The sequence below is a fragment of the Pseudomonas sp. efr-133-TYG-103a genome, from assembly GCF_030209235.1.
In the GTDB taxonomy this organism is placed as follows: Bacteria; Pseudomonadota; Gammaproteobacteria; order Pseudomonadales; family Pseudomonadaceae; genus Aquipseudomonas.
This window is the reverse complement of the sequence record NZ_JARVSK010000022.1, coordinates 58,475-70,579: the sequence shown is the minus strand read 5'-3', so window position 1 is coordinate 70,579 and position 12,105 is coordinate 58,475. Positions and strand designations below refer to the sequence as shown.

Here is a 12,105-nt window from a genome sequence, read left to right as displayed (position 1 = left end):
TATATCCAAAGTTTCACTAATCGGTAAAATTTCTTACATTGCAATGAGAATCGTTTGCGTTATTCTTCGCGTTCCTTTGTAACCAGGGATGTCGAACAAGATGGATTTTCGTCCTGCAATGAGCCGGCCTGCCAAGCTGCGAGGTGCCTGTGCCGCAGAGGCCTGCGCATCGGTCGATCCTCGTCTGGATGCGTTGATGGGGACGTACCACACCCATCGCGAAGGGCTGATGCGGCTGGCTGCGAAATTCCTCGGCTGTCGCGCCCGCGCGGAAGATGTGGTTCAGGACGCCTTCGTGAAGATGCTCGAAAGCGACCTGGCCTCCACCGAGCCTGCGCGGTACATGTACCGCGTGGTGCGCAACCTGGCGATCGACCGCCTGCGTCGCCAGCGCCTGGAGCGTTACCACGGAAGCGAAAGCGAGCTGGACGAGCAGCCGCGCTTCGAGGTGTCCCCTGAACGCGTGCTGGCCGGGCGCGAATCGCTCACCCAGTTGGTCGGCGCGCTCAACGAGCTGCCCAAGCGCATGCGCATCGTGTTCAACCTCAGCCAGATTCAGGGCTACACCCAGCGTGACGTCGCCAAGGTCATCGGCACTTCGCCCACGATGGTCAATTTCCTCCTGCGCGACACCCTGTCCCACTGCCGCGCGCGCGTGGGCGAGATCTAGGTCTCGTTGAATCGACTGCACTTGTTTCTGCCTTAATTCCCGGAGTCATCCATGAAATTAATTCGTCTGGTCTTCCAGCAATACCGCTGGCCGCTCGCGATGGTGCTGCTGCTGAGCATCAGCAGCGGCCTGTTGAGCGTGGGCGTCATTGCCTTCGTCAATCAGCGCATGATCAGCACCCATGACGGTCTGGGCACCGCGTTGTGGCAGTTCGGCCTGATGCTCGTGTTGCTGCTGGCGCTGGCCTCGGGCGCTTCGCTGTCGCTGACCGCGCTGGGCCATCGCTTCGTTTACGGGCTGCGCCGGGTGATGGTCAAACGTCTGCTGGACACCAACATCGAGCGCATCGAATCCATCGGCGGCGCGAAGATTTTTGCCAGCCTTTCGAGCGACATCCGCGCCGTGACCATGGCGTTCGTGCAACTGCCGGACCTCATCTACGGCACCGTCCTGAGCGTGGCCGCGTTCAGCTACCTGGCCTGGCTGTCGCCTTCGCTGTTCATCACCACGTTGTGCTGGATGGCCTTCACGCTGGGCGTCGGCTGGCTGCTGGTCGGCAAGCTCAACGCGCACATCCGCGCCCTGCGGGAATCGGAGGACAAGCTCTATCAGAGCTATCAGGCGGTGATCGATGGCCGCAAGGAGCTGACCCTCAATCGCGATCGCGCCCGGCGTCTGTACGAAGAAACCTTCGACACCGCGGCCCTGCGTTATCGCGAGCATTTCACCCTGGCCGACCGTTATCACGGGCTTGCCAGCAACTGGGCGAACATCATGGTGCTGGGCACGATCGGTCTGGCGTTCTACCTGGCCAACGGCCTGGGCTGGGCACCCACCGAGGTGGCGGCGACGTATGCGTTGACCGTGCTGTTCATGCGCACGCCGCTGGTGCTGGCGGTGGCAGCGATTCCCGCGCAGATCTCCGGCCGCGTGGCGCTGGACAAGGTCGAATCGCTGGCGCTCGCCGAGCATCACGACAGTTTTGAGGTCGCGCCCAGTCACATCGTCGGCAACTGGCAGACGCTTGAGCTGCGCGACGTCGAGTACCACTACCCGGCGCAGGGCGATGAGCCGGGGTTCGATGTCGGCCCGGTCAATCTGACGCTGCACCGTGGCGAAACCGTTTTCCTGATGGGCGGCAACGGCAGCGGAAAATCCAGTCTGGCGCGTCTGCTCAGTGGGTTGTATCGACCGTCGGCGGGTTCGATTCTGATCGACGGGAAGGTGATTGCCTCAGGCGACTGGCTTGCGTATCGGCATTTGTTCGCCAGCGTCTTCACTGACTTCCATCTGTTTTCCCAGCTGCTGGGCGCCGATGGCCAGGACGCCGACGCCGTGCAGGTCGAGCACTGGCTGGACCAGCTGCACATGAAGCACAAGGTGCAGATCGGCGCCGGTCATCTGCTCGACACGCGCTTCTCGCAAGGGCAGCGCAAGCGTCTCGCACTGCTGCTGGCGCTGCTGGAAAAACGCGACATTCTGCTGCTCGACGAGTGGGCCGCAGATCAGGATCCGTTGTTCCGCCGCTTCTTCTATCGCGAGCTTCTGCCGATGTTCAAGCAGGCGGGTGTCACCGTATTCGCCATCAGCCACGACGATCAGTACTTCGATCTGGCGGACCGTCTGGTGAAGATGGAGTCCGGCCAGCTCAGCGAATTGCAGGGCGATCGCCGCGACAACGCCAGCCGCGATGCGGTGGAAGAAATCGGCGGCGCCTACCGCCTGGAAAATGTAAGCACTTTGTAAATTTTTCATCCGCAGAGACTAAACAGCCGGAAGGCTCAGGCGTCTTTGTAATGATAATCAGTCTTACTCATTCTCGATGCGTGTGAGCTGCCCCTGGCGCCGGCAACTGTCGTTGCTGCCTTGCCGGAACCGATCGCGCATCGCTCCTTACGAGAGGGAAGCATGGAACTCGTCTACGACTACATCGGCATCGGTTTCGGCCCGTCGAACCTGGCGCTGGCTATCGCCACCCAGGAGCATGCACTGCGCAACGGTCTGGCGCCCCAGGTGTGTTTCCTCGAAAAAAAGCCAGCGTTCAACTGGCACGAAGGCATGCTGATCGACGGCTCCACCATGCAGATTTCCTTCCTCAAGGACCTGGTCACCTTACGCAATCCGGCGAGCCGCTTCACCTTCGTCAATTACCTCAAGGAACGCGGTCGTCTGCAGGATTTCATCAACCTCAAGACCTTCTTCCCCACGCGTGAGGAGTACACCGATTACCTCGGCTGGGCGGCGTCGCATTTCAGCGAACAGGCCCACTACGGTGAGGAAGTGATGTCGGTCGAACCGCATTTTCAGGACGGCCGTTTCGTGGCCGTGGACGTGCTGTCGCGGGGCCCGACTGGTAATGTCTCGCGCCGCCGCGCGCGCAATCTGGTGTTCGGTATCGGCGGCATTCCGCAGGCGCCGGCGGCGTTCGATGGCCTGGATGATCCGCGTGTCCTGCACTCGGCCGGCTATCGCGGCGGTATCGAAAAACTGTTGACCAATCGTCCCGGCCCGGTGCGCGTGGCGGTGGTCGGCGGCGGTCAGAGCGCCGCGGAAATCTTCGAGGACCTGGCCACCCGCTTCGATAACGTCGAGGCCTCGCTGATCATCCGCGGCAGCGCGCTGAAGCCTTCAGATGATAGTCCGTTCGTCAACCAGATCTTCAATCCGTCGTTCACCGACACCATTTTCAACCACAGCGAAGAGCGTCGCGGTGCGTTGTTCAACGAGTTCCGCAACACCAACTATTCGGTGGTCGACACCGACCTGATCGAGACCATTTTCCAGCGCATGTATCAGCAGAAAGTGCGGGGTGAGCAGCGTCACCGGTTGCTGACCAATCGCGAAGTGGCGCACGCCGAAGTGGGCGCCGGCGGCATCGAGTTGTTCCTGCGCGACGCGCCCCATGACGAGACGCACAGCGAGTCGTTCGACGTCGTGGTGCTGGCCACCGGTTACCGACGCGACTATCACCTGGAGCTGCTGGCCGGTCTGCAGGATTACGTGCAAGGCGCCGGCGTCGACCGTCACTACCGCCTGCCACTGCGTCCGGGCAGCGAGGCGGGGATCTTCCTGCAGGGTTGCTGCGAGGAAAGTCACGGCCTGAGCGACACGCTGCTGTCGGTGCTGGCGGTGCGCTCTCAGGAAGTGGTCGAGTCGATCTTCGCCGATTGCGAGCAGCCCTGTTCGAGCCGACCGGCGCAGACCGAGCGGGTGGCGCTGAAGCTGGCGCGCTGAGTCGGCGCGCCACGCCAGAGCCGTCATGACGGTGGCCGTCCAGGCCACCGAATTCCTTTTCACAACGTTGCGGGCCAGGCCGTCGGGCCGTCCGTGGGTTGAGCCTTGCCGAAACAAATAGGTGAAAGAATGAAATCCATACGAGATCAGGCCGCGCATTTTCCCGAACTGGTGGGCCTTTATGCGCAGAGCCAGCCGGACCGGATTGCCCTTCGACACATCGTCCACGAAGACCAGGAACCGCTGCTGACCAGCTACGCGCAGCTGGATACGCAGGCGCGCTCGATTGCCGGGCTGTTGCAGCACCACCTGGGAACCCGTGGTGGCGAGCGATGTGTGCTCATTCTGCCGACCGGTGCGGATTACGCAGCGGCGTTTCTCGGTTGCCTGTATGCCAATGTCATCGCGGTGCCGGCATTCGCGCCGGAGTACAACCGCCAGACCCATCTGGACCGCCTGACCGGTATCCTTCACGACGCGGCGCCGGGCATGGTGCTGGGCCGTCGCGAAGATCTGGATAAATTCCAGCACCTGCTGCAGCCCTTCATGCCGGCTGGCGGGCGCTTCGTCGCCATCGAAGAGGTGCACGGCTGGCAGGGCCAATTTCAGCCGTCGCTGATCGACACGTCGTCGCTGGCGTTTCTGCAGTACACCTCGGGTTCGACCAGTGCGCCGAAAGGAGTGATGGTTTCCCACGACAACCTCATGGCCAACGAACTGGCGATGGCACGGCACTTCGTCACCGATGCCTCGACCGAAAGCTGGGTCAGCTGGCTGCCGCTGTATCACGACATGGGCCTGATGTGCGGACTTCTGTTGCCGCTGTACTACGGCGGTACGCTGACCCTGATGTCGCCAAACTACTTCCTCGGCCGTCCGGCGCGCTGGCTCGAAGCGATGAGCCGGTACCACGGCACCTTCTCCGGCGGCCCGGATTTCGCTTACCGCCTGTGCGTGGAGCGAATCAAGCCAGCGGCGGTCGAGCATCTTGATCTGCAAGGCTGGAGCCTGGCGTTTTCCGGTTCCGAGCCGATCCGCATCGCGACCCTGGACGCCTTCAGCGAGCACTTTGCCCCGGCCGGTTTCGATCGCCGCGCCTTGACGCCCAGCTACGGTCTGGCCGAGGCGACGCTGTATGTCAGCGCCGCAGAACGTGAGGTGCCGTTCGGCATCAGGCACTTCGATGGCAGCCAGTTGGCGGCAGGAGACGCTGAAGAAGCGGTGTTCGCCCGGCAGCGTTCCACCAGCCGCTTGCCCGGCTGTGGCTGGTGCCGCCCGGATCACGACCTGCGCATTGTCGACCCCGCGACTCAGCAGGTTCTGCAGGCCGGGCAGGTCGGCGAAGTGTGGATCGCAGGCCCCAGCGTCGCCCAGGGTTACTGGCAGAACGCCGAAGCCACCGCCGCCACCTTCGTACAGGCAGACGGCAAGCGCTGGCTGCGCAGCGGCGATCTGGCGATCGCCAGTGAAGGCGAGCTGTTCATCACTGGCCGCCTGAAGGACCTGATCATTCTCAACGGCCAGAATCTTTACCCGCAGGACATCGAGCAGGCGCTGGAGAAGAGCGTGGAGTTGCTGCGCCGTGGCCGCATCGCGGCGTTCCCGGTGACCGACGAGCAGGGCGCCGAAGGGGTGGGGCTGGCGTTGGAAATCAGCCGCAACGTGCGCCGTCTGATGAAGCCGCAGATGATTTGCGATACGGTGCGCGACGCGGTCTCCGAGCTGTTTCTGGTGGCGCCGAAAGTCATCGTGCTGCTGGAACCCGGCGCCTTGCCGCGCACCACCAGCGGCAAGCTGCAGCGCGCCGCCTGCCGCAGCGGTTGGCAGGACGGCAGCCTCGACAGTTTCGCGATCTGGCAGGACGGGCGTCTGCTCGATGCGCCGATCGAAGAGGGCACCGGCGAGGCGACGCCGCTGTTGCCGCAGGTGGTTGCGGCGTGGGCCGAAGTGCTCGGCAAACAGGGCCTGGGCGCCGACGATCATTTCTTCGCCCGTGGCGGTGACTCGGTGAGTGTGGTGCAGGTGCTGTCGCGCCTGAACGCCGAACTGGGCCTGAAACTTGCGCCTGCTCACCTGTTCGAACACCCGACGCTGGGCGCCTTCAGTGCCCATGTCGCCAGCCAGACGCTCAGCCCGGAACGCCCGCAGGCCGTGGCGCGGATTTCTCGGGACACGCCTGCGGAGCAATCCTTCGCGCAGCAGCGCCTGTGGTTCCTTGCCCAACTGGAACCCGACAGCAGCGCCTATCACCTGTGTGGCCAGTTGAGTCTGAGCGGCACCATCGATGACCTTGCCCTGCAGCGCAGTCTTGACGACCTGGTCGCCCGGCATGAAAGCCTGCGCACCACGTTCGCCATCGATGCCGATGAACGGCTGGTGCAGCACGTTCACGCGGCGCAACCGGTGGCCGTCGAGCGCCATGACCTGAGCCGCCACGCGCAACCGCTCGAAGCCCTGGGCGAACTGGCTAGGGCCGCCGTCGAGCAGCCCATGGACCTGCAGACCGGGCCGTTGTGGCGGGTGATCAACGTGCGTCTGGCGCCGGACCAGCAGCAACTGGTGCTGGTGTTGCACCACATCATTTCGGACGGCTGGTCGGTGCAGGTCCTTCTCAAGGACTTCGCTGCGCTGTACAGCGCCTGCGCCGAGGACCGGACTCCGACGCTGACGCCGCTGCCGATTCAGTACGCCGATTTCGCCGCCTGGCAACGTGAGCGCCTGGCTGGCGGCGAAGGCCAGCGTCAACTCGACTATTGGCGTGAGCGCCTGGGCGACACCCATCCGGTGCTGACCCTGCCGAGCGACCGTCCCCGTCCGGCGCAGCAAAGCCATCGCGGCGCGCGTTACGCCCTCGCGTTCGATGCTGCGTTGAGTCAGGGCCTGCGCGAGCTGGCGGCGAGCCACGGCGCCACCTTGTTCATGGTCATGCTCGCGGCCTACAAGACCCTGTTGCATCGCTACAGCAGCCAGACCGATCTGCGCGTCGGTGTGCCGGTGGCCGGGCGCACCTGCGCCGAGGCCGAGGGGCTGATCGGACTGTTCGTCAACACGCTGGTGCTGCGCACGGACGTCTCTGCGCAGCAGCCCTTCAGTACGCTGATCGAGGGGGTCAAGGACGCGGCGCTGGGCGCGCAGAATCATCAGGACCTGCCGTTCGAGCAACTCGTCGAAGCCTTGGGCGTGACCCGAGATCTCAGCCACAACCCGCTGTGTCAGGTGAAGTTCACTCAGCAGTTCCCGCTGCCGCAGAACCTGGAAATGGCCGGCATGCGCATGGACGTCAATCAGTTGGATGACTTCTCGGCGCACTTCGATCTGGGGCTGGACATTACTGACACCGCCGAAGGCATACAGGCGGTATTCACTTACGCCTGCGACCTGTTCGATGAGCCTCGCATTGCAGGTTTCGCCGCCGATCTGCTGCGCATCTGCGCGCAGGTGGTGGCTCAGCCACAGCGTCACCTGGGCGACTTGCAGGTGGCGGCCGTGCCGTCGCGGCTGCAGGCTGAAACGCTGGCATTCCCAGGCAGCGACGTGCTGACGCTGTGGGACGCCAGTGTCCGCTCGCAGCCCGGCCATCCGGCGCTGCGCAGCGAGGCACACAGCGTGGACTTCCAGACCGTGGAGGCCGACGCCAATCGACTGGCTCAGTACCTGCGCTCGGTCGGTGTCGGTCCTGAAAGCCGCGTCGGCGTGGTGCTGGAGCGCTCGGTAGAGTTCGTCGTCGGTCTGCTGGCGATCCTCAAGACTGGCGCGGCCTATGTGCCGATGGACCCGAAATGGCCGGCAGAACGTCAGGCCTTCGTGCTGGCCGATAGCGGTGCGCGCGGGTTGCTCAGTGATGCCCCGGCGCCTGGCGGTTTCACCGGCGAAGTCATCGGCATGGACGCCCACGCTGCATGGCGTTCACTGCCTGCTGCAGCGCTGCATGGGCGTCTGCATCCCGAGCAGGCCGCGTACCTGATCTACACCTCCGGCACCAGTGGCACGCCGAAAGGCGTGGTCATCAGCCATGCTGCGCTGGCCGATTACGTTCAGGGCCTGCTCAAACGTCTGGACCTGTCATCTGAGGCGAGCATGGCGATGGTTTCCACGGTCGGTGCCGATCTGGGCCATACCGTGTTGTTCGGCGCGCTGTGTTCGGCACGCACGCTGCACCTGATCAGCCCTGAACGCACCAACGACGCCGACCGTTTTGCCGCTTACATGGCCGAGCACTCGGTGGGCGTGCTGAAGATCGTGCCGACGCACCTGAGCGGTCTGCTGCAGGCCGCAAATGCCGCCGACGTTCTGCCCGAACAGGCGCTGATTCTCGGCGGCGATGCATTGCCCTGGGCGCTGGTGTCACAGGTCCAGCGCTTGAAACCGGGCTGCCGCGTGATCAACCATTACGGCCCGACCGAGACCGCAGTCGGCGTGCTGAGCAATGAACTGACGCACGCCGGTGGCGCTGCGCAAACCGCGCCGATTGGCCGCCCGCTGCCGAATGCGCGAGCGATGATCCTCAACGATCAGCTGGAGCCAGTGGTGCAGGGCGACATCGGCGAGCTGTACATCGGCGGACCGGGTCTGGCTCGCGGCTATCACGACCGACCTGGCATGACGGCGGCGGTGTTCATTCCCGATCCAGTCGGCTCGGGCAGCCGTCTCTACCGCAGCGGTGACCGCGCGCGCCTGCTGGCTGACGGGCAGATCGAGTTCCTCGGTCGCGCCGACGATCAGGTCAAGGTTCGCGGCTACCGTGTGGCACTGGGTGAAATTGCCCAGCGCCTGCGCCAGCTGGATGGCGTGCGTGATGCGCACGTGCGGGTCGACGATCGCGGCCAGTTGATCGCCTATGCGTTGACCGAGAAGGCGGCACACACCGACGGCGACAGCCTGCGGGCGCGCCTCGCGGAGCACCTGCCCGATTACATGCTGCCCAGCCATGTGCTGACGCTGGAGACTTTCCCGCTGACGGCCAACGGCAAGCTCGATCACCACGCATTGCCGACGCCGAACGTGACGTCGCAGACTTTCGAAGCCCCCCACGATGGCGTCGAGGCGACCCTCGCTGCGCTCTGGGAAAAGGCCCTGAACGTCGAGTCCGTAGGCCGTCACGACAACTTCTTTACCTTGGGCGGCGACTCGATTCTCAGCCTGCAGATCATCGCCCGGGCTCGCCGTCAGGGGATTCGCCTGACACCCAAACAGCTCTTCGAAAAGCAGACCATCGCCGAGCTGGCGCAGGTGGCGGTGCTGGCCGATGCCAAGCCTGCCGCAGCCGCATCCACGCCAGCGGTTGCCCCGCGGGATTTCGCCCTGACGCCGATTCAGGCACGTTTCTTCAGCCTGCCGATGGCGCAGCGCTCGCACTGGAACCAGTCACTGTTGCTGAACCTGCCGCAGGCGCTGGACGTGACGGTGCTGGGGCAAGCGCTGGGGCTGTTGCTGGTGCAACACGACAGCTTGCGCCTGAGCTTCCATCAGGGTGACGACGGGCAATGGCTGCAGCGCTATCGCGACAGCGAAACCGTCGACCGCGTGCTCTGGACCTGTGAGCTGAGCCGTGAAGAAGACCTTGCCTCACTGAGCGACGAAGCCCAGCGCAGCCTGAACATCGAGACCGGTCCGCTGGTGCGCGTGGTTCATGCTCGGCTGCCGTCAGGCGAGGGGCGTCTGCTGCTGGCGATTCATCACCTGGCCGTTGATGGCGTGTCCTGGCGCGTGCTGCTGGAAGACCTGCAGCACGTTTACAGCCGTCTGGCCGCCGGACACAGCGCCACGATGGCGGAGAAAACCGCCAGCTTCCAGAGCTGGTCAAACGCCCTCCACGCTCGGGCCCGCAGCCCGGAACTGGCCGCTCAATTGCCGTACTGGCAAGCGCTGGACGCCGCCGAAGCCTGCCTGCCAGGCGACACCTCGATTGAAAGCCGGGTCGGCGACGGTCAGACCGTCGACCTGACAGTGGGCGCGGACGACACCCGGCGCCTGCTCAGTGAAGCCCCGGCGGCGTATCGCACACGCATCGACGACCTGTTGCTGGCGGCGCTGTCCCAGGCGCTGCAGCAATGGACCGGACGCCGTCGTCACGTCATCAGTCTCGAAGGCCATGGCCGCGAGGATGCCAGCGGCGCGCTGGACCTGAGCCGCAGCGTCGGCTGGTTCACCAGCCTGTATCCGGTAGCGTTGCAAGCCGGTGACGACGTGGTCGCCACGCTCAAGTCGGTCAAAGAGGCCGTGCGTGCCGTGCCCGACAAAGGCCTGGGTTATGGCGTGCTCAAATACCTGACTGGTGCCGACTTGCCTGAACTCACAGGGCAGGGCGTGACCTTCAACTATCTGGGCCGTTTCGACGACGCCGAAGGGGTGCGGTTTGCACGAGCGGAACAGACCCCCGGCCATCTGCGCGACCCGCAAGGCCCATTGGCCAACGCGCTGGCGGTGGACGGGCAGGTTCGCGACGGCCAGTTGCAGCTTCACTGGACCTACAGCCACGCGCGTTTCAGTCGTGACAGCATCGAGCAACTGGTGGCGCTGTACCGCGAGCAATTGTCGCTGCTCATCGCCCACTGCAGCGATGAGCGCCACGGCGGCGTGACGCCGTCGGACTTCCCGCTGGCAGGGCTCGATCAGGGCCAGCTCGATGCGCTGGCAATCGCTGCGCGGGACATCGAAGACATCCTGCCGCTGGCGCCGATGCAGCAGGGGATCCTGTTGCACAGCCTGCTGGAACAGGGCAACGGCATCTATCTGATGCAGGATCAGTACGCCGTCGGCAGCCACGTGGATTTCGACGCATTCAAGTTCGCCTGGCAGCAAGTGGTGCAGCGTCATCCGGCCCTGCGCACGGCGTTCCATGGCCTGGAAAGTGGCGTGCAGCGTCAGGTGGTGATGCGTCGCGTGCCGTCGGTGGCGCAACTGATCGACCTCAGTCATTTGCCTCGCGCGGCTGCCGAAGCGGAGCTGGACGAATTGCTCGCCGCCGAGCGTGAGCAGGGCTTCGATTTCGCCCGGGCGCCGTTGCTGCGCCTGCGTCTGGTGAAGTTCGGCGAGGCGGATTTCCGCATCGTGCAAAGCCATCACCACGCGCTAATCGACGCCTGGTGCCGCGGCCTGATGCTCACTGAATTCTTCGCCCATTACCGCGCGTTCCTCGACGGTCGCCAGGTCAGCCTCCCGGCGGCGCGGCCGTACCGTGACTTTCTTGCCTGGCTGGCCGAGCAGGACGAAGCGCTCAGCCGCGATTACTGGCGCAACGCCCTGGCCGGTTTCACCGACGTCACACCGTTGCCCTACCGCCACAGCCCGCAAAGTCACCTGCAGCGCGAATCGCAGATGCGCGATGTCACGCTGGCGCTGGGCAGCGGGCAAACCACGAAGCTGGCCGAGCAGGCGCGGCAGTATCGTCTGACTGCCAACACCTTCGTGCAGGCCGCCTGGGCGCTGTTGCTGATGCGCCATGCCGACCGCGACGAAGTGCTGTTCGGCGTGACGGTCGCCGGTCGTCCGACCGAGCTTGAGGGGATCGAAGGGGCCTTGGGCCTGTTCATCAATACCTTGCCGCTGCGCATCAAGCGTCCGGGCGTCGGGGCTTCTGCGCTTGAACTGCTCAACGCGCTGCAAGGCCAGAACGCCGAGATGCGTCAGCACGAACACCTGTCCCTGGCAGACATTCAGCTGCTGGCCGACACACCGCGCGGGCAGCCGTTGTTCGACAGCCTGTTCGTCTTCGAAAACGTTCCGTTGGGCGCCGAGGTTCAGCAGGCCGTGAACGAATACCGGATCAATCCGCTGGCAAACCGTACTCACACCAACTACCCGTTGACGGTGGTGCTGCTGCCCGGCGAGTCGCTGCAATTGCAGCTCACTTATGACAGCCGACACTTCAACGACGCCGACATGACCTCGCTGGTCGGGCATTTCCGTCGCCTGCTCACGCAGCTGATCGACGATCCGCAGCAGACCCTCGATCAGTTGCAGGTGCTGGACCAGGCCGAGCGCGAGCAGTTGCTGGCGCAGGGGCGCGGAGCGCTTGAGACGCATTGGTACGGCATCAGTTATCTGGAGCGTTTCGAGGCGCGCGTGCTCGCCCACCCGGCGCGGGAAGTGGTGCGCTGTCAGGGCCAGAGCCTGACCTACGATGAACTCAACCGCGATGCCAACCGCATCGGTCACGGCCTGATCGCCGCCGGTGTGCAGGGCGATGACGTGGTGGCGCT

At 64.4% G+C, this 12,105-nt stretch carries 4 protein-coding genes (1 of these 4 running past the window's edge); all 4 read left to right on the top strand.

Going from position 1 to position 12,105, the window contains the following annotated elements; genetic code table 11:
- The first annotated feature begins 100 nt into the window (after positions 1 to 100).
- Positions 101 to 670 (top strand): sigma-70 family RNA polymerase sigma factor, encoded by a 570-nt coding sequence (locus QRN36_RS18905; RefSeq protein WP_285425456.1) that lies wholly within the window; start codon positions 101 to 103, stop codon positions 668 to 670.
- A 51-nt stretch (positions 671 to 721) separates the two neighbouring features.
- On the top strand, positions 722 to 2,416 hold the full coding sequence (locus QRN36_RS18900; RefSeq protein ID WP_285425455.1) for a multidrug ABC transporter permease/ATP-binding protein: 1,695 nt from the start codon (positions 722 to 724) through the stop codon (positions 2,414 to 2,416).
- 162 nt (positions 2,417 to 2,578) lie between these two features.
- Positions 2,579 to 3,904 carry a lysine N(6)-hydroxylase/L-ornithine N(5)-oxygenase family protein gene (locus QRN36_RS18895; RefSeq protein WP_285425454.1) on the top strand — a complete coding sequence of 442 codons (1,326 nt, stop codon included), beginning with the start codon at positions 2,579 to 2,581 and terminating at the stop codon, positions 3,902 to 3,904.
- 129 nt (positions 3,905 to 4,033) lie between these two features.
- Positions 4,034 to 12,105, top strand: the 5' portion of a protein-coding gene (locus QRN36_RS18890; protein ID WP_285425453.1) for a non-ribosomal peptide synthetase. Its footprint extends 1,657 nt past the window's final position; only the first 8,072 of its 9,729 coding nucleotides appear in the window; it begins with the start codon at positions 4,034 to 4,036; its stop codon lies off the right edge, out of view.

Coding starts and splice junctions, on each gene's coding strand:
- QRN36_RS18900 (WP_285425455.1), top strand. CDS start 722: ATGAAATTAATTCGTCTGGTCTTCCAGCAATACCGCTGGCCGCTCGCG.
- QRN36_RS18895 (WP_285425454.1), top strand. CDS start 2,579: ATGGAACTCGTCTACGACTACATCGGCATCGGTTTCGGCCCGTCGAAC.
- QRN36_RS18905 (WP_285425456.1), top strand. CDS start 101: ATGGATTTTCGTCCTGCAATGAGCCGGCCTGCCAAGCTGCGAGGTGCC.